Here is an 18149-nt window from a genome sequence, read left to right as displayed (position 1 = left end):
AGATATCAAAGAATGTTAAATATATAATTTCGGCTTTGATCTGCCCGATGTTCTTTTTGGACGCGGCTGTTCCGCTGAGTCTGCCTGTGCGGCGTCTTTTTCTTTTGAAGCGGATGCTTTTTCAGACGTCTTCTTTGATGTTTTGGATGAGGCGTCTGATTTGTTTTCATCTTCTGTTTCATCTGTTTCATCTGTTTTTTCAGCTTCATCCTTTTTGTTCTGTTCGTCTGTTTCTTTCGTCTCGTCAGATTCATTCTCGTCATCACTGCTGCTTAATTGGCTGTAAAGCTTCATCATGGCGGGCAGACTCCGTACTAAAGGACCGTACTGCTGAATCATCGGCGTAACCTGCTGCGCCACGCCGAGCACCTTCTGAACGTTGCCGAGCATGCTCGACAGGGATGCCGGACTTGCCAGGTTCTGTATTCCCTGCAGTCCTGCACCTGCTCCTCCGCTGGCCGCCGCCGGTGCCGACGCGGCAGCGCTTCCTCCTCCTGAACCGGGTAAAAAACGGGAAAGCATCCCTTTTAAGCCCCCTCCGCCGCCCGTGCCTGCGTTTCTCAGGCCCGCTCCGGCAATCTGCTGCTGAGGGAAAAGCTGCCGTCCCTGCTGCATTAGCTGCCGTCCCGGCAATGACGGTCTTCCTCCCATCATCATACGCGGATTCATAAACGGCCGGCCCTGCTGCGCCATATTTCTCATCGGCTGCTGTGGAAACATACTTGTACCTCCTTTCTGTCTCTCTGCTATTACAATATGCATCGGAGGGGGCATTTGCTTTTCTGTCTCGAAAACAGGATTCCCCCAAGACATGGTGTTTTTAAGTAAAATCGGTTATAATGTGATGATGGACACAGAATGTGCCGCTTTAAGGAGCTGGGAAAAATGAAAGAAACTAAATTTGATGGATACAACTTAAAACCGTTTATTATAGATGCAGTTCACCGCCTTGGTTTTTATGAACCGACAGATATTCAAAAGCGTCTGATACCTGCCGTACTGAAAAACGAAAGCGTGATCGGGCAGTCCCAGACGGGGACGGGGAAAACCCACGCCTATTTATTGCCAATTTTGAATCGGATTGATCCGGGTTCTGATACGGTACAGGCCGTTATCACGGCGCCGACGAGAGAGCTTGCCAATCAGATTCATCAGGAAGCGCTCAAAATCACACAGGGTGCGGAAGATGAGCCGATCCGGACAAAATGCTTCATCGGCGGGACGGACAAGCAAAAATCAATTGATAAGCTGAAAACACAGCCTCATCTCGTCGTCGGAACGCCGGGCCGGATCGCGGATCTGATTAAGGCGCAGGCATTGAACGTCTATAAAGCGCAGTCTCTCGTCATTGACGAAGCTGATCTGATGCTTGATATGGGCTTTTTAGAAGACGTTGATTATATCGGATCGCGTATGCCGGAAGAACTGCAGATGCTTGTGTTCTCAGCTACGATTCCGGAAAAGCTGAAGCCGTTTTTGAAAAAGTATATGGAAAATCCGAAGTACGCGCATGTTGAGCCGAAAAGAATCACAGCCGAAAAGATTGAACATGTGTTGGTTCCTTCTAAACAGCGTGATAAAGACAAACTGCTTTTTGATATGATGTCTCATCTGAATCCTTATCTGGGCATTGTGTTTGCAAATACGAAAAACACGGCTGACCATATTGCGAAATACCTGACTGAAAAAGGAATGAGGGTCGGTCTTCTGCACGGGGGATTAACGCCGCGTGAGCGCAAAAAGGTAATGAAGCAGATTAATGATCTGGAATTCACTTATGTCATTGCGACAGACCTTGCGGCTAGAGGAATTGACATTAAAGGCGTAAGCCACGTCATCAACTACGAGCTTCCGGACGATTTGGATTTTTATGTTCACCGTGTCGGAAGAACTGCACGCGCCGGTTCATCAGGCCAAGCACTGACCATTTATGAGCTTTCTGACGAAGATGCGCTCGCAAGACTTGAAAAGATGGGCATTGTGTTTGACTATGCGGAGCTTGTAAACGGGGAATGGAAGAAAGGCGATGACCGCCACCGCCGTAAAAATCGCAAAAAGACGGCAAATGAGGCTGACCAAATTGCGAAACGCCTCGTAAAAAAGCCGAAAAAAGTAAAGCCGGGCTATAAAAAGAAAATGAGCTACGAAATGGAAAAAATTAAAAAGAAGCAGAGAAGAAACCAATCTAACAGAGGAAAGTAGGGGGAATCGGGTTGCTGAAAATAGGTTCACACGTCTCAATGAGCGGAAAACATATGCTCCTTGCCGCAAGCAAGGAAGCTGTTTCGTACGGGGCGAATACATTTATGATCTATACGGGCGCTCCCCAAAACACGCGCCGCAAAAAAATTGAAGACTTGAATATTGAAGCGGGCCGCGCCCATATGAAGGAAAACGGTATCGACGAGATTGTCGTGCATGCGCCGTACATCATTAACATCGGAAATACGACAAATCCGGCAACATTTGAGCTGGGCGTTGATTTTCTGCGTTCTGAAATTGAAAGAACGGCAGCGATCGGCGCGAGACAGATCGTGCTTCATCCAGGGGCGCATGTCGGAGCCGGAGCTGAAACGGGCATCAAAAAAATCATTGAAGGTTTAAACGAAGTGATTGTTCCCGGGCAAAACGTGCAGATTGCGCTGGAGACAATGGCGGGCAAAGGATCAGAATGCGGGAGAAGCTTTGAAGAGCTGGCCGAGATCATTGCGGGAGTCACGCATAATGAACATCTATCCGTCTGCTTTGACACTTGCCACACCCATGACGCCGGGTATGATGTCGCTAATGATTTTGACGGTGTTCTTAACGAGTTTGATAAAATCGTCGGCATCGATCGGATAAAAGTCCTTCATGTTAACGACAGTAAAAATATTAAAGGCGCCCGGAAAGACCGCCATGAAAATATCGGGTTCGGAGAGATCGGTTTTGACGCTCTGCAGTACATCGTTCATCACGAGCAGCTTGCCGATATTCCGAAAATCCTCGAAACACCGTATGTAGGCGAAGACAAGAAAAATAAGAAGCCGCCGTACCGTTTTGAAATCGAAATGCTGAAAGAAAAACAGTTTGATAAGGAGCTTCTTGAAAAAATATCAGCTCAATAAGAAAGAAAGGAGGGGCGGGTGTCCCTCCTTTCTTACCCTGAGAATTGATTGAAAAGTTCGTCAACTTTCCGCGCCGTTTCTTTTGAGGTTATCGTTTCCACTTTTTTCAGCAGGCGCAGCCGCTCCTGTTCATCAAAAATATTGATGTTTTTTCCGTGCATCAGAGCCGCTACCTCAGCCGCTTGACTTCTTGTAATGCTGATCCCGTATTGCTTGGAATATTTCAGCAGATCGTCCGCAGTGACTTGATTGAGCCGCTGCAAAATAATTCTTTGTATTAAAATCATCGATACTTTCACCTCTTTAGACATAATGTATTGAGCAGATCATTAAAATGTTACAGCTTTTAATGGTAAAATAAAGTTGCTTACTGTTTAAAATAGTTATTATAGGAAAGGAGATTTTATGACCCCAAATAAACAGCATAAAAGAGAATCATTTTTACACTTTATCTTCAGGGTCATTATGATTCTGATCGGGGCGGGTTCAGCCGCCGTAAGTATTGAATTGTTTCTGGTCCCTAATAATTTTATCGACGGAGGCATTATCGGTGTTTCATTAATTTTAGACCACCTCTTTATGTCCAATCCCCTCCTCAATTTTGCCTTATTCGTTGTGTTACTCAACATTCCATTTATGATTTTCGGATATAAATATATCGGAAAAACATTTCTCATCTCTACTGTTATCGGAATCGTCGGTTTAGCGCTGATTGAATCCTCATTGCACCATGTGGAGGCCATTACGACCCAGCCTATTTTGGCGACGGTATTCGGGGGGCTTTTGCTCGGTTTCGGGGTAGGCCTTGTCATCCGAAACGGAGGCTCGATGGACGGTACTGAAATCCTCGGTATCCTTCTCACGAAAAAGCTGCCCTTTTCAGTCGGGGAATTCGTTATGCTCATCAATGTGTTTATTTTCATTTGGGCCGGTTTTGTGTTCGGTCCGGAGCAGGCAATGTATTCTTTCATGACTTATTATATTGCCATGAAAACGATTGACGCCGTCATCCAGGGGCTTGATGAAACAAAAGCGGTCATTATTGTTGCAGAGCAATATGCTGAGATCTCAGATGCAATATTGCACCGGCTTGGGCGGGGAACCACCAAACTTCAGGGGAAAGGCGGATATACGGATGAAACCAAAGAAGTCATTTACGCGGTCGTGACAAGGCTTGAAGTGACTAAATTGAAATCCATTGTGTTTGAAATTGATAAAAACGCCTTTATTACGATCATGAATACCCATGAAACGAGGGGCGGTAAGTTCAAAACCGCGATTCACTAGGCTTTCATTTACTTTTCATCATTTTATAGGTATAATTTGATACATCATAAGAAAATGGCCTGCTGTTCAGACAGCTGCCATTTTCTTTTTGGAGCGATACCGTGTTGTAAAGGGGAGGTCCTCATGAACGTACAAGAAGCGTTGAACCTGCTGAAAGAAAAAGGGTATAAATATACGAGTAAGCGAGAAGACATGCTGCAGCTTTTTGCTGATTCTGATAAATATCTGACCGCCAAAAACGTGCTTGCCGCATTAAATGACGACTATCCGGGTCTGAGCTTTGATACCATATACAGAAATCTTTCGTTATATGAAGAACTCGGCATTTTGGAAACGACGGAGCTTTCCGGAGAAAAACTGTTCCGTTTTACATGCTCTTATACCCATCATCATCACCATTTTATCTGTTTAACCTGCGGGAAAACGAAGGAAATTGAGTCCTGTCCGATGGATAAGCTGCACGATGATTTGGAAGGGTATGAAATCAGCGGCCATAAGTTTGAAATTTACGGCACCTGTCCGGCGTGCCGATAAAAAACCTCCTGCTTATACAGGAGGTTTTTTTCAGCTTTTGACATGCTGAAAGCTATGTTTGTTTTTATTAATCCAGGCGACGGCTTCAAGCCAATTCTGCACCCTGATAATATTGGAATCGATGGGGAGCTGATTATATGGGGAGTTAAAAAGGATAACCGGAATGCCTGCTTCTTTTGCGATCATTGTCGCATTGCCGTGGTGATCTTCGAAAAATAAATCAATGCCGTGTTTTTTGACGGCTTCCACTTTGTGATGGCCTCCGACAAGCTCAATGTGATCGTAATGAATGTCCCGGTTTGCAAACCAGTCCAGCGTAACATCTTCTAAGTGGCCGCGTCTTGCCGTAATGTAGATCAGACGGTGCTCTTCTTTCAGTCCGTCCAGTGCCTGCTTGGCAAATTCCGCGAGCTTCGCTTCTTTATATATGGCTGCTTCATGAACGTTCATCCATTCCCAAAATTCCTCGTCTGTAATGTTCAAAAGCTTCGTCAGATCATAATCAGTCATATCATCCAAGGTAATGGAAAGATGAAATGAGCGGTTTAAATAAGGGACAAATGTATCCTGTGCCGTAACTGTGCCGTCAATATCTATACCTAACCGTAACATGTCCACACTCCTATAAATTCATCCCTTCAAGTGTAACATAAACAATTAACAATACCAGAAAAGTTTAGCAAACATGAATCCGTAAAAAACGCGGAAACTAAAAAAGCTCCTTTCATAAAAGAAAAAGGGGGAATTGAAGGTGGCATACGATTACGAAAATCGAAAAGGCAACGACTACTACGTGGATCATGGATCGGAAGGAACCGATATCACGCGTGATGTTTATTCAGAAGAAACAGCGGCCGAAATTTCAGAGCCATATCGTGCTTCTGACCGGGCAGCAGACCGTGATGATAACCGGGACGGAGTAAGTGAAGGCCGGGGGATAGGGTATGCAGCATTGGCTATTTCTATCATTTCCCTGTTTGTGCTCCCTGTTTTATTAGGGGCATGCGGCATTATCGTCGGCTATATCGCCAGAAGAAGAGGAGCAGGCGCTTTAGGCGGATGGGCGATGGGAATCGGTATTGTTTCCCTTGTCCTCGGCATCTTCATTACACCGTTTTTTTAACACAACGCAAAAAAAAGCTTGGCGGAATATCCGTCAAGCTTTTTGTGTTTCTTGTTCTGCTTTTGCTTTTTCCGCTTCAAGCTTTGCGTAGTGTTCTTCTGCCAGCTTGTCGATTTCTTTTTTCAGCTCTTCGACCATGGTTTCTTCAGGGACTTTGCGGACGATTTGGCCTTTGCGGAAAAGAAGTCCTTCGCCGCGCGCGCCGGCAATCCCGATATCAGCTTCTCTTGCTTCGCCCGGTCCGTTAACGGCACATCCGAGAACGGCTACTTTAATCGGCGCTTTGACTTTAGAAATGTATTCTTCCACTTCATTTGCGATGCTGATGAGATCAATTTCGATCCGTCCGCATGTCGGGCATGAAATAAGCGTAGCCGCGTTTGAAGCAAGACCGAATGATTTCAGCAGTTCTCTGGCTACTTTTACTTCTTCAACCGGGTCGGCGCTCAGAGAGATCCGGAGCGTGTTTCCGATTCCTTTGCTTAAAATCGCTCCGAGTCCGGCCGCGCTTTTTACCGTTCCGGCAAACAGCGTGCCCGATTCTGTAATTCCGAGGTGGAGCGGATAATCAAATGCTTTTGAAGCTTTTTCGTATGCTTCTATGGCTAGATTGACGTCAGACGCTTTCATGCTGACGATGATGTCGTGAAAGTCAAGGTCTTCCAGGATTTTGATATGATGAAGCGCACTCTCAACCATTCCGTCAGCAGTCGGATAGCCGTATTTTTCTAAAATGCGTTTTTCCAAAGAACCCGCGTTTACGCCGATCCGGATTGGAATTCCTTTTTCTTTCGCTGCTTTTACGACGGCTTCCACTTTTTCGCGGCGGCCGATGTTTCCCGGGTTGATTCTGATTTTGTCGGCCCCGCCCTCAATTGCTTTTAATGCAAGCTTGTAGTCAAAATGAATATCGACAACGAGAGGGATGGAAATTTGTTTTTTGATGTCGGCAATCGCGTTAGCGGCGCGTTCGTCCGGACATGCCACCCGGACAATTTGGCAGCCGGCTTCGGCTAAACGGTTGATTTCCGCAACTGTTGCTTCTACGTCGTGTGTTTTGGTCGTCGTCATACTCTGAATGACGACTTCGTTATTTCCGCCTATTGTTAAAGGTCCCACTTTGACGGGACGCGTTTTTGTACGATGTGTGATTTCACTCACTTGTCAATCGCTCCTTAATTGTAGTTACCGCTTTTGCAGGCTGAGCCTTTTACATGTCAGGCAACTTCTATTTACATGTTATATTGTAACAGTGTATTTGCCGAACTGACAAGAAATTAACGTTTAATTGCGGTAGACGGGGAATTTATAAGCGGTGCCTGCCTGAATGGCGTTTGCTTTTACATTCGGATTCAGCGCTTCAAAATCTTGCGCAATATCATCTGGCGCTTTATGTGCGCCGACTATCGACATCACCGTATCGCCTTTTTTGACCGTAACCGTTCTGTATGAAGATTCCTGTCGGGCTGGCTGTGCCGCCGCTGCGTATGCTGGAAGGTCTTGAGAAGGGATCGTACCGATTTTAAGATCGTAAAAGATAATGAATATCACAAATAAACTGCCGAATACAAAAGTAAGCCGCTTCATTCCAACCGCCTCCCGCATACATTTTTACTTCATTGTATGCTTGTCCCATTTTGTTCATGACAAAAAAGAAGACCGCCGGGGGCAGTCTTTGTTACACAGCTGTTTTTCTTGGCGGTATCTCTTTTAAGACGAGGAAAAGGATGATAAAGTTTACAAACCAATTCACTAAAAATTCACTCGGCACCGTAATAACAAGCGCGCGCATGATTGTAAAGAATATGGTCGAAAGTGTAATGGAATAAGCCGAAAGCTTCCAGAGCTGCTGGTAATTCAATGTCTTTCTTTGCGCATTTTTCAATATCAGTCCGATGACGGCGAGAAATGATACTTCAATGAATTTTCCGGCCGCTGTCATGATGAACAGCAGAACGGACAGGACGGTGACGATCATTGTTTTATTTTGGTTTAATGCTGATATGATTTCTTTTTTTGTGATATCAGCAGGCATCAGCGAATAATTCATTTCTGTCGCCTGTCCGTCTACAGCAAGCACCATTTTATTTTTCAAAATGCCGATCGCGTTTTGTTTCGCCGCTATTTGTTTCGCGCCGTAAGCATCTGTCGGATCAAACACGATGACGAACCCGTTCGCTTCCGTTTCCTTAGAGGCGGACGCTTTCGTCTGCAATTCTCCGTTTGAAATGCTGAAATCAGGGAAATCTTTCTTTAACACGGTTTTGAAACCGTTCATTGAGTTTACGGTGCCGGAGCAAAGGTAATAAGCGCTTGGCAGCGTAAAAAGGACAGACAGCAAAAATACATAAAGGATCGCTTTTCCTATCCCCTGAAACCGTGTTTTTGCAATATCCGCCGGAGAGTATGTACTTTTCAATAAAGCCGTAAATATGTTCAACATCTTCACTTCCTAGCCTAAACTGGTATATGTTGCTTATTGTATCGTTCACAGGGGATGAACACAAGTGAGAGTATTTAAAGCGGTGATAAGGAATCATACATAATAAGACAAAGCGGGAAGCTGTGATCGCCCGCAAAACAAAGGAGGGTGTTTTTGTCATGAGTGTTTTGTATTGGCTGATTATCATTGCGGTCTTCGTCATTGCTTTTATCGGACTTGTATATCCGGTGATTCCAAGCGTTATTTTTATTGTGGCCGGTTTTCTTCTCTACGGATTTTTGTTTTCCTTCAGCCCTTATTCTTACCTGTTTTGGCTCATTGAGGCGGTATTTGCGGCCGTTTTATTCGCAGCTGACTATGTGTCAAATTTATTTGGCGTTAAAAGGTACGGAGGAAGCAGGGCGGCAATCTGGGGAAGCACGATCGGATTATTGATCGGGCCCTTCGTTATTCCCGTGGCAGGCATTATATTAGGCCCGTTTATCGGTGCTCTCTGCGCTGAGGTGTTTGTTCATCAAAAGGATATCAAGTCCGCGGCAAAAGTGGGGCTCGGCTCGTTAATCGGCTTTTTAACAAGCGTGGCGGCAAAAGGCGTCATTCAGCTCTTTATGATCGGATATTTCTTATGGACGGTGCTTTAGAAAGGTTTAATTTCGGCCGTGAACGGATAAAGTGTAATATGTCTGCTGGAATCGCCGGATTGTGAGCTTTTTCATTGATTACCACGCTTTCTTTTGTTACATTGAGATTAGAAAAGTTCGCGTTAAGCGGCATTTCAGTACATATATTTAAAGGAGGAAAAAATTATGGCTTACAAACTTCCAGAATTGCCTTACGCTTATGATGCTTTAGAACCTCATATCGATAAGGAAACGATGACGATTCACCATACGAAGCACCATAACACATACGTGACAAACCTCAACAAAGCGATCGAAGGATCAGCGCTTGCAGAGAAATCTGTAGATGAGCTTGTTGCTGATTTGAATGCAGTGCCGGAGGACATCCGCACGGCAGTCCGCAACAATGGCGGCGGACATGCAAACCACTCTTTATTCTGGACTCTTTTATCTCCGAACGGCGGAGGCGAACCGACTGGTGAGCTTGCTGAAGAGATCAAAAGCACGTTCGGAAGCTTCGATCAATTTAAAGAAAAATTCGCCGCAGCAGCTGCAGGCCGTTTCGGTTCAGGCTGGGCTTGGCTCGTTGTAAACAACGGCAAACTTGAAATTACAAGCACGCCAAACCAAGATTCACCGCTTTCAGAAGGTAAAACACCTGTTCTCGGTCTTGATGTTTGGGAGCACGCGTACTACCTGAACTACCAAAACCGCCGTCCTGATTACATTTCAGCTTTCTGGAATGTTGTGAACTGGGATGAAGTTGCCCGTCTTTACAGCGAAGCAAAATAATTGAGTTGAATGATCACAAGGTCTCCCGCGGGAGGCCTTGTTTTTTTATTGACTTTGATTCCTTTTACATATCTCAGTTTGAGTGAGACAAACTAATGTGTAGTAAAGGGGAGTCAATGATGAGCAAAATAAAAAAAATTATCGGCGACATCGAAATAAATAAAGGGCTGCTGCTGTTATTGACGATTGGCGGCCTTTACTCATTGGGCATCGCGCTGTCAAATACATTTGTCAACGTGTATTTGTGGAAGCAGTCGGGAAAATTTATTGATTTGGCCATATACAATTTGTCGGTCGTAACGATGCAGCCGGTTACCTTTCTGCTGGCGGGCCGGCTGGCTAAAAAAATTGACAGGGTGTTTATTCTCAGGTTCGGCGTTATCTTTTTGGCCGCTTTTTATTTAAGTGTGCTGCTTGCCGGAGAAACTGCGGCTTCCCGTCTCGTTTTGATAGGGGCCGTGCTTGGAGTTGGATACGGCTTTTACTGGCTGGCTTTTAATGTGCTGACTTTCGAAATCACGGAACCGGAAACGAGAGATTTTTTTAACGGGTTTTTAGGCATTTTGTCTTCATCGGCGGGCATGATCGGTCCGATTGTGGCCGGATATGTCATTTCAAGACTTGAAAACAATACGGGTTATACAATCATTTTCAGCCTGTCGCTCGGCTTATTTGCCCTTGCCGTGGTCATGAGCTTTTTTCTGAAGCGGAGGGAGTCGAAAGGCCGGTTTATGCTGAAAAAAGTTTTTGATGAGCGCCACACGAATCTGAATTGGCGCCGGATTACCAACGCGCACTTTTTTCAAGGCTTGAGAGAAGGGATTTTTGTTTTTTTAATCAGCGTATTTGTATTCATTGCGACAAACAGTGAGCTGGCGCTCGGAACATTCGGTCTCGTCAATTCCGCGGTTTCTTTTTTTGCCTATTATTTTGCATCAAGGCTCATCAAAAAAAGAGCGCGGAAAAAGGCGATTCTTATCGGCGGATTGATCTTGTACGGCGCCCTGTTTCTCATAATTTTTAAAATGAGCTTCACGACGCTCCTTTTGTACGGAGTGTTTATTGCGATCGGCTATCCAGTTCTGCTCGTGCCGTATGTCTCGCTTACATATGATGTGATAGGCCGGGCGCGGCTTGCCAGAAAAGCCAGAATTGAATACATTGTGCTCAGGGAGTTATTTTTAAATGCGGGCCGGATCGTTTCCATCCTTTGTTTCCTTGTCATCGTTACATTGTTCAAGGAAAAAGTGGGAATACCGGCGGCGCTCGTGCTGCTCGGAGCCGGCCATCCGCTGATTTATTACTTTATAAAAGACATCAAACTGGATACGGAAACTTCTGATGAAACAGTAGAAGAAGACCGACAAAAACAGGCGGCGGAACCGAATTTTATAAAAGGAGAAAGATAAAAGGGTTATCTGTAGAAAAATATCGAAAAAACCTTTAGAATGAAAAATGGCACCTGAACAGAAGGTGTCATTTCTTTCTGTAAATAAGAAAAGGTGATGTCATGAGGAGAAATAAAAAGAAAATAGCTGTAAACAAAGAAAAGAAAAAATCACTGCCGATCCGGCTTAATTTTTTGTTTTTGGCCGCGTTTCTTATTTTCACTTGGATTATCGTCGAGCTTGGCATCAAGCAGATCGTTCAGGGTGATGATTATAAAAACGCCGCTAATAAGCAAGAGGAGTCTGATGTCAGCACGGCGGTTCCGAGAGGGAAAATATACGACCGGAACCTAAATCCCATCGTAACGAATAAAGCATTAAATGCGATTACATATACACGTTCAGCCTCAACCACCCAGGCGCAGCGTTTGAAAATCGCAAAAAAACTGTCGGGTATGATTAAGGTAAGCACCAAAAAGGTGACTGAGCGGGATAAAAAAGACTATTGGATGTTAACGAGGCCTGATGAAGCGAAAAAACTGATTACGGCCGAAGAAAAGCAAAAAGCTGAAGACAAAAAACTGTCTGACGATGATTTATATCAGCTTCAGCTGAAACGCATCACAGACAAACAGCTGAATGAGCTCACTTCTAAAGACATGCAGATTCTTGCGATCAAAAGGCAGATGGATTCAGGCTACTCCCTGACGCCTCAATACATCAAAAATGAAGGCGTGTCGGCAAAAGAAATGGCCGTCGTCAGCGAACATTTAGATGAACTGCCGGGAGTTGACGTGACGTCTGACTGGGAACGGTCTTATCCTTATAAAAGCCTGATCCGGACATTGCTCGGCAGTGTATCCAGTTCGAACGAAGGTCTTCCGTCCAACCTGCTGGATCACTATCTGTCACTCGGCTACAGCCGGAATGACAGGGTCGGAAAAAGCTATTTAGAATATCAATATGAAAGCCTGCTGCAGGGTCAAAAAGAGAAAGTGCAGAACTTAACCGACTCATCCGGAAATGTCACGGGCAGCAAAGTGATTTCAAAAGGACAGGCCGGCAAAGACCTTGTTTTATCCATTGATATGGACCTGCAGAAATCCGTTGAAAAAATCATTGAGAAAAATTTAAGATCGGCAAAAGCGAGACCGAGCACGAAGCTTCTTGATCGGGCCTTCGTCGTCATGATGAACCCGAAAAACGGAGAAGTGCTGACGATGGCCGGCAAACAGATTACGAATGACCATGGAAAGTACAAAATTAATGATTATGCCCTCGGCGCAATGACTTCCTCCTACGCAATGGGATCGGCGGTCAAAGGAGCGACGGTGTTGACCGGACTGCAGACGGGCGCGATTAATTTGAACACCGTTTTCCAGGATGAACCTATGTATTTCAAGGGAAGCAAAAACCCGAAAAAATCATGGACGAATTTAGGTCCCGTAGATATCCAAAAAGCGCTTCAGGAATCGTCAAACGTGTTCATGTTCAAAACGGCGATTGCCGTCGGTAAAGGGGAATACAAAAAAGGCCAGTCCCTGCCGCTTGATATGAAGGCATTCGATACTTTCAGATATTACTTCAATCAGTTCGGACTCGGAGTTAAGACGGGAATTGATCTCCCGAATGAAGCGACCGGGTACCAAGGGTCACAGCGAATTTCCGGTCTTCTGTTAGACTTTGCCATCGGACAGTATGATACGTTTACACCGCTGCAAATGGCGCAGTATGTATCTACAATTGCCAATGGAGGCTATCGTTTGAAGCCTCAGCTTGTAAAAGAGGTCAGGCAGCCTGATTCGAAAAAAGGAATCGGAGCCGTTGTAGAGTCTGTTCAGCCCCAAGTACTGAACAAGATTGATATGAATAATGCAGACATTAAAGAAGTGCAGGCAGGTTTCAGACGTGTCATGACAAAAGGGACAGCCGCAACTGATTTTGCGACGGCGACATACAGTCCTGCCGGTAAAACGGGTACGGCGCAATCTTTCTATGACGGTCCGGACAAATCAGAGACGGGTGAAGGAACGTATAATACGACTCTTGTCGCTTATGCACCTGCGGATAATCCGGAAGTGGCTATTTCTGTAGTCGTTCCTTGGGCCTATATTGATTACAGCGATCGATATTCGATTACGAATGATATAGGGAGAGCAGCTCTGGACAAATACTTTGAGCTGAAAAAGAAACAAGAAGATAATAATACGAAGCAGAAAAACGAAGATAAAATTCAGGAAGACGCTGAAAACGGCAATACAAATCACTAACAGAAAAACGCTCACAACTTGTGAGCGTTTTTTTATATACAAAAAAACATCCGGATTTACAAAACCTTAACACTTGATTTATACGCATTTTACAAGAACCCTTTACTCTAGACCTGTAGGACAAATTACACATTAAATGCAGGGGGAATTCAGGAAATGAAAAAAAACAAATGGATGCTTATGCTTCTGATGGCTGCTGTTATGATTGTTGCTGCAGCATGCGGAAATGCAAAGGAAAGCGGCAAGACAGACAGTCAATCTGCAAGTGAGGATAAAAAAGCATCAGGTTCTTTAACCATTTCTGGTTCATCAGCCATGCAGCCGTTAGTACTGGCAGCGGCGGAAAAGTTTATGGAAAAACATCCGGATGCTGATGTGCAGGTGCAAGCGGGAGGTTCAGGAACAGGTCTTTCGCAAGTGTCTGAAGGGGCAGTGCAAATCGGCAACTCAGATGTCTTTGCTGAAGAAAAAGAAGGCATTGATGCAAAAGCCCTAAAAGACCACCGAGTCGCGGTAGTGGCGATGGCGGCTGCGGTCAACCCCGGTGCGGGCGTAAAGGATATAACCAAAAAACAGCTGACAGACGTCTTTACAGGCAAAATTAAAAACTGGAAAGAGCTTGGCGGTAAAGATCAAAAAATTACACTCGTGAACCGTCCTGATTCATCAGGAACGCGCGCTACGTTCGTCAAATATGCGCTTGACGGAGCAGATCCTGCAGAGGGCATCACAGAGGATTCCTCCAATACAGTCAAAAAAATCATTGCGGAAACGCCGGGAGCAATCGGTTATCTGGCATTCTCTTATATAAACGATGACAAAGTAACGCCTTTATCGATCGGAGGCATCAAACCGGAAGAGAAAAACGTCGTCACAGGCGAGTATCCGATTTGGGCTTACGAGCACTCTTATACGAAAGGTGAAGCGTCAGGCCTTACAAAAACGTTTCTTGACTATATGAACAGCGATGAAGTACAGAAAAGTATCGTAAAAGATCAAGGCTACATTCCGATCTCTGATATGAAAGTCACACGTGACGCAAACGGCAAGCAAAGCTGAGGGGAGGGCGGGCTCCCCGCCTCTTCTTCCTTATAGGAGTGTAAACAAATGATAAATCACAGAGAAAAAGAGTCTGTAAGCGAACGCTTAATAAGCTCAAAACAAAACAGGCAAATGGATGAAGTCCGCGGAAGGGTGATTGTGTCTGTGTGTGCCGCGATTATCATTGCGGCATCAGCGGCGATCACAATTTTTCTCGGCATAAAGGGGCTGCAATCTTTTTTTGTAAATGGTGTAAGCCCGATTGAGTTCTTAACAAGTCTGAATTGGAATCCAACCCAGGCAAAACCTGAGTTCGGCGCGCTGCCTTTTATTTTCGGATCATTTGCGGTCACGGTTCTGTCCGCTCTGATCGCAGCGCCCCTCGGTATTGCGGGTGCCGTGTTTATGACGGAAATTGCGCCGACTTGGGGAAAAAAGGTGCTGCAGCCGGTAATTGAGCTGCTTGTCGGCATTCCGTCCGTCGTTTATGGATTCATAGGTCTTACAGTATTGGTTCCGTTTATCGGCTCATTTAAATCAAGCGGAACGGGTCACAGCCTTCTGGCGGGGACGATCGTGCTCTCGGTAATGATTCTGCCGACTGTGACATCGATTTCCGCTGATGCGCTTGCGTCACTTCCGAAACACCTTCGCGACGGTTCATATGCGCTTGGTGCGACGAGGTGGCAGACAATCAGAAAGGTGCTTATCCCGGCGGCGTTTCCGACATTGCTGACCGCTGTCGTGCTCGGGATGGCAAGAGCGTTCGGAGAAGCACTCGCCGTACAGATGGTTATCGGAAATACAAAGCTTCTGCCGGAAAGCCTGCTTGATACGGCGGGAACATTAACGACGATTATTACGTTAAACATGGGCCATACCACATACGGCAGTATTGAAAATAATACGTTATGGTCTATGGGGCTTGTTCTTCTCATCATGTCGTTTCTGTTTATATTGCTCATACGCTACTTGTCGTCTAGGAGGAAAGTGTAATGAACCGGAAAATAACGGATAAATTGGCCACCGGTGTATTCGGGTTATGCGCCGCTGTAATCGCGGCGATTTTGGCAGGATTGTTTTTGTACATTCTTATTCACGGCGTCTCTGAAATCTCCTTGCATTTTCTTACGTCAAAATCGAGCGCCATTGCGTCAGGCGGCGGAATACGGGATCAGCTTTTTAACTCCTTTTACATTCTGTTTATCACCATGCTGATCACAATACCGCTTGGAGTGGGAGGCGGCGTCTTCATGGCTGAATATGCGCCCCAAAATAAAATCACTAATTTTATCAGAACGTGTATTGAGGTGCTGTCTTCGCTTCCGTCCATTGTCATCGGGATGTTCGGCATGCTGATGTTTGTAAACCTGACCGGATGGGGTTACACGATTATCGGGGGCGCGCTCGCATTAACGGTCTTTAACCTTCCCGTTATGGTCCGGGTGACGGAAGGCGCGCTCACTGCAGTTCCTAAGGAGCTGAAAGAAGCTTCTCTCGCTTTAGGCGTATCGAGATGGCATACCGTCAAAACGGTGCTGGTTCCGAGTGCGGTTCCTTCGATTTTAACCGGAGCCATTCTCGCATCCGGAAGAGTATTCGGAGAAGCGGCCGCATTGTTATTTACAGCGGGACTGACAACGCCGCGGCTGAACTTTACGGATTTGAACCCGTTTTCTGAATCATCTCCTTTCAACATTTTCAGGCCGGCTGAGACGCTGGCGGTTCATATATGGAGTGTCAATACGCAGGGAATCATCCCTGACGCCGAAGCGATTGCAAACGGCGGCTCGGCGGTGCTGGTGATTTCGGTGCTCTTGTTTAACCTTTGTGCAAGATGGCTCGGGTCTGTCATTTATAAAAAGCTTACGGCAAATTAATCAGAAAGAGGCGAAAACATGATTGATTACATCATCAGGGAACAAGCGGAACAGACAAAGCGTTCGCCGGAGTCTTCAATTTTGGAAGTGAAGCATTTATCAATTTATTACGGTGACAAACAAGCGGTTAAAGATGTAAACATGGATATTGAAAAACATGCGGTGACGGCTCTGATCGGTCCGTCCGGCTGCGGGAAATCAACATTTTTGAGACAGATTAACAGAATGAACGATGCCATTCCTTCGGCAAGAAGCGAGGGAGAGATCCTTTATGAAGGGCTGAATATTTTGGGGGAAGCGATTAATGTCGTGTCTCTCAGACGGGAGATCGGTATGGTGTTTCAAAAACCGAATCCGTTCCCGAAATCCATTTACAATAACATCACACATGCGCTGAAGTATGCGGGGGAACGCAGGAAAGCCGTTTTGGATGATGCGGTCGAGGAAAGCTTAACGAAGGCGGCGCTTTGGGAGGAAGTTAAAGACCGGCTTCATTCATCGGCTCTTTCGTTATCAGGCGGCCAGCAGCAGCGTCTTTGCATCGCCCGTACGCTTGCGATGAAACCTGCCGTGCTACTTTTAGATGAACCGGCCTCAGCTCTGGACCCTATTTCAAACGCCAGAATCGAGACGCTTTTGACAGAACTGAAAAAAGATTATTCGATTATTATCGTTACGCATAACATGCAGCAGGCGCTTAGGGTGTCTGACCGAACGGCTTTCTTTTTAAACGGGGAAGTGGTGGAATACGGGCAGACAGAACAAATTTTCACGAGTCCTAAAGCGCAAAAGACAGATGACTACATTAACGGAAAGTTCGGATAGGGGGAAGGACTGTGAGCCTTGTGAAGGAAGCGGTGCACACACAGAATTTATTTGATATTCACGGCATGAACGTATGGTACGGAGCCCACCAGGCTTTAAAAGACATTACGATCGGTTTTGAGGAGCGGAAGGTAACTGCGATCATCGGTCCGTCCGGCTGCGGGAAATCCACTTTTATTAAAACATTAAACTTAATGCTGCAAATGGCCCCGAATGTCAAAGTGACAGGCGACATGATCTATAACGGGCGCAATCTGCTGAAAGAAAAGACGGATGCGGCAGAATTAAGAAAACAGATCGGTATGGTGTTTCAAAAAGGCAATCCGTTTCCCCAGTCAATATTTGAGAATGTCGTGTACGGTCCGAGAATTCACGGCGAAAAAAATAAAAAGAAACTGCTTGAAATCGCCGAGGAATCTTTAAAGGCAGCTGCGCTCTGGGATGAAGTGAAAGATCGCCTTCACCAGCAGGCGCTTTCACTGTCAGGCGGTCAGCAGCAGCGGCTGTGCATCGCAAGGGCGCTCGCCACAAAACCGGACGTCCTTCTGATGGATGAACCGACGTCTGCTCTTGATCCCGTGTCCACGCGGAAAATAGAAGAGCTGATTTTGACATTGAAAGAAAAGTATACAATCGTCATTGTGACGCACAACATGCAGCAGGCTGCGAGGGTCTCTGATCAAACCGCGTTTTTCTATATGGGCGAACTGGTAGAGTGGGGCGATACGGGCAAAATATTTTCTCAGCCGGATCATCAAAAAACACATGATTATATCACCGGAAAATTCGGATGAAAAAAACGGGCCCGGCCATTGACCGGGTCCGTTTTATACTGCCTA

The 18149-nt window shown here is 45.7% G+C and carries 20 protein-coding genes; 14 read left to right on the top strand and 6 right to left on the bottom strand.

From position 1 onward, the window contains the following. Positions 1 to 15: 15 nt before the first annotated feature. Entirely contained in the window at positions 16 to 720 is a 705-nt protein-coding gene (vrrA, locus tag JNUCC21_RS13340) for a VrrA/YqfQ family protein (protein ID WP_043021624.1), read from the bottom strand. 165 nt (positions 721 to 885) lie between these two features. Here vrrA and JNUCC21_RS13335 point away from each other — a divergent pair, with 165 nt between their 5' ends. Together JNUCC21_RS13335 and JNUCC21_RS13330 are read left to right on the top strand one after the other, a co-directional pair. After that, positions 886 to 2202 (top strand): DEAD/DEAH box helicase, encoded by a 1317-nt coding sequence (locus JNUCC21_RS13335; RefSeq protein ID WP_015240227.1) that lies wholly within the window; start codon positions 886 to 888, stop codon positions 2200 to 2202. Positions 2203 to 2213: 11 nt separating this feature from the next. Continuing rightward, positions 2214 to 3107 carry a deoxyribonuclease IV gene (locus JNUCC21_RS13330; protein ID WP_012118004.1) on the top strand — a complete coding sequence of 298 codons (894 nt, stop codon included), beginning with the start codon at positions 2214 to 2216 and terminating at the stop codon, positions 3105 to 3107. A 32-nt stretch (positions 3108 to 3139) separates the two neighbouring features. Here JNUCC21_RS13330 and JNUCC21_RS13325 read toward each other — a convergent pair whose 3' ends face one another. After that, positions 3140 to 3394, bottom strand: a complete 255-nt coding sequence (locus tag JNUCC21_RS13325; protein ID WP_003153013.1) for a DUF2624 domain-containing protein — start codon at positions 3392 to 3394, stop codon at positions 3140 to 3142. A gap of 118 nt (positions 3395 to 3512) precedes the next feature. Between JNUCC21_RS13325 and JNUCC21_RS13320 the strand changes: the two genes are divergently transcribed. Then, complete coding sequence (locus tag JNUCC21_RS13320) at positions 3513 to 4394, top strand: YitT family protein (protein ID WP_007408296.1); 882 nt, start codon at positions 3513 to 3515, stop codon at positions 4392 to 4394. Positions 4395 to 4517: 123 nt separating this feature from the next. After that, positions 4518 to 4928, top strand: a complete 411-nt coding sequence (locus JNUCC21_RS13315; protein ID WP_003153018.1) for a Fur family transcriptional regulator — start codon at positions 4518 to 4520, stop codon at positions 4926 to 4928. Between the two features lie 30 nt (positions 4929 to 4958). Here the strand turns inward: JNUCC21_RS13315 and JNUCC21_RS13310 are convergent, their stop codons facing one another. Then, positions 4959 to 5540 (bottom strand): nucleotidase, encoded by a 582-nt coding sequence (locus tag JNUCC21_RS13310; protein WP_007408297.1) that lies wholly within the window; start codon positions 5538 to 5540, stop codon positions 4959 to 4961. A 133-nt stretch (positions 5541 to 5673) separates the two neighbouring features. Here JNUCC21_RS13310 and JNUCC21_RS13305 point away from each other — a divergent pair, with 133 nt between their 5' ends. Beyond that, a complete protein-coding gene (locus JNUCC21_RS13305; protein ID WP_087920773.1) occupies positions 5674 to 6051 on the top strand; it encodes a DUF308 domain-containing protein in 378 nt (125 codons plus the stop codon). Between the two features lie 33 nt (positions 6052 to 6084). On the opposite strand, the gene ispG is transcribed toward JNUCC21_RS13305, so the two are convergent. The 3 genes from ispG to JNUCC21_RS13290 form a co-directional block, all read right to left on the bottom strand. Continuing rightward, positions 6085 to 7203 carry a flavodoxin-dependent (E)-4-hydroxy-3-methylbut-2-enyl-diphosphate synthase gene (ispG, locus tag JNUCC21_RS13300; RefSeq protein ID WP_169510269.1) on the bottom strand — a complete coding sequence of 373 codons (1119 nt, stop codon included), beginning with the start codon at positions 7201 to 7203 and terminating at the stop codon, positions 6085 to 6087. A 132-nt stretch (positions 7204 to 7335) separates the two neighbouring features. Continuing rightward, positions 7336 to 7638 (bottom strand): LysM domain-containing protein, encoded by a 303-nt coding sequence (locus JNUCC21_RS13295; RefSeq protein WP_007408299.1) that lies wholly within the window; start codon positions 7636 to 7638, stop codon positions 7336 to 7338. Positions 7639 to 7729: 91 nt separating this feature from the next. Beyond that, a complete protein-coding gene (locus tag JNUCC21_RS13290) occupies positions 7730 to 8494 on the bottom strand; it encodes a DUF1189 domain-containing protein (protein ID WP_014418394.1) in 765 nt (254 codons plus the stop codon). Between the two features lie 158 nt (positions 8495 to 8652). Here JNUCC21_RS13290 and JNUCC21_RS13285 point away from each other — a divergent pair, with 158 nt between their 5' ends. The 9 genes from JNUCC21_RS13285 (at position 8653) to pstB (JNUCC21_RS13245) (ending at position 18104) form a co-directional block, all read left to right on the top strand. After that, the gene (locus tag JNUCC21_RS13285) at positions 8653 to 9135 is read left to right on the top strand and encodes a DUF456 domain-containing protein (RefSeq protein ID WP_150941318.1); all 483 of its coding nucleotides are present in this window, start codon (positions 8653 to 8655) and stop codon (positions 9133 to 9135) included. Positions 9136 to 9300: 165 nt separating this feature from the next. Continuing rightward, positions 9301 to 9906 carry a superoxide dismutase SodA gene (gene sodA, locus JNUCC21_RS13280; protein ID WP_003153025.1) on the top strand — a complete coding sequence of 202 codons (606 nt, stop codon included), beginning with the start codon at positions 9301 to 9303 and terminating at the stop codon, positions 9904 to 9906. Between the two features lie 119 nt (positions 9907 to 10025). Next, the gene (locus tag JNUCC21_RS13275; protein ID WP_012118002.1) at positions 10026 to 11315 is read left to right on the top strand and encodes an MFS transporter; all 1290 of its coding nucleotides are present in this window, start codon (positions 10026 to 10028) and stop codon (positions 11313 to 11315) included. A 101-nt stretch (positions 11316 to 11416) separates the two neighbouring features. Continuing rightward, entirely contained in the window at positions 11417 to 13564 is a 2148-nt protein-coding gene (gene pbpA / locus JNUCC21_RS13270) for a penicillin-binding protein 2A (protein ID WP_015240224.1), read from the top strand. 156 nt (positions 13565 to 13720) lie between these two features. Further along, a complete protein-coding gene (locus JNUCC21_RS13265; protein ID WP_007408304.1) occupies positions 13721 to 14623 on the top strand; it encodes a phosphate ABC transporter substrate-binding protein in 903 nt (300 codons plus the stop codon). Between the two features lie 48 nt (positions 14624 to 14671). Next, the gene (gene pstC, locus JNUCC21_RS13260) at positions 14672 to 15601 is read left to right on the top strand and encodes a phosphate ABC transporter permease subunit PstC (RefSeq protein ID WP_012117997.1); all 930 of its coding nucleotides are present in this window, start codon (positions 14672 to 14674) and stop codon (positions 15599 to 15601) included. Beyond that, positions 15601 to 16485, top strand: a complete 885-nt coding sequence (gene pstA, locus JNUCC21_RS13255; RefSeq protein WP_032870589.1) for a phosphate ABC transporter permease PstA — start codon at positions 15601 to 15603, stop codon at positions 16483 to 16485. Before pstC ends, pstA begins: the two co-directional genes overlap by 1 nt. Before the next feature lie 18 nt (positions 16486 to 16503). Further along, a complete protein-coding gene (pstB, locus tag JNUCC21_RS13250) occupies positions 16504 to 17310 on the top strand; it encodes a phosphate ABC transporter ATP-binding protein PstB (RefSeq protein ID WP_369878210.1) in 807 nt (268 codons plus the stop codon). Between the two features lie 11 nt (positions 17311 to 17321). Continuing rightward, complete coding sequence (gene pstB / locus JNUCC21_RS13245; RefSeq protein ID WP_003153040.1) at positions 17322 to 18104, top strand: phosphate ABC transporter ATP-binding protein PstB; 783 nt, start codon at positions 17322 to 17324, stop codon at positions 18102 to 18104. The last annotated feature ends 45 nt before the right edge of the window (positions 18105 to 18149 follow it).

It is taken from the genome of Bacillus sp. JNUCC-21, from assembly GCF_041222765.1.
Lineage (GTDB): Bacteria > Bacillota > Bacilli > Bacillales > Bacillaceae > Bacillus > Bacillus velezensis.
This window is presented reverse-complemented; position numbering and strand designations above follow the sequence as displayed.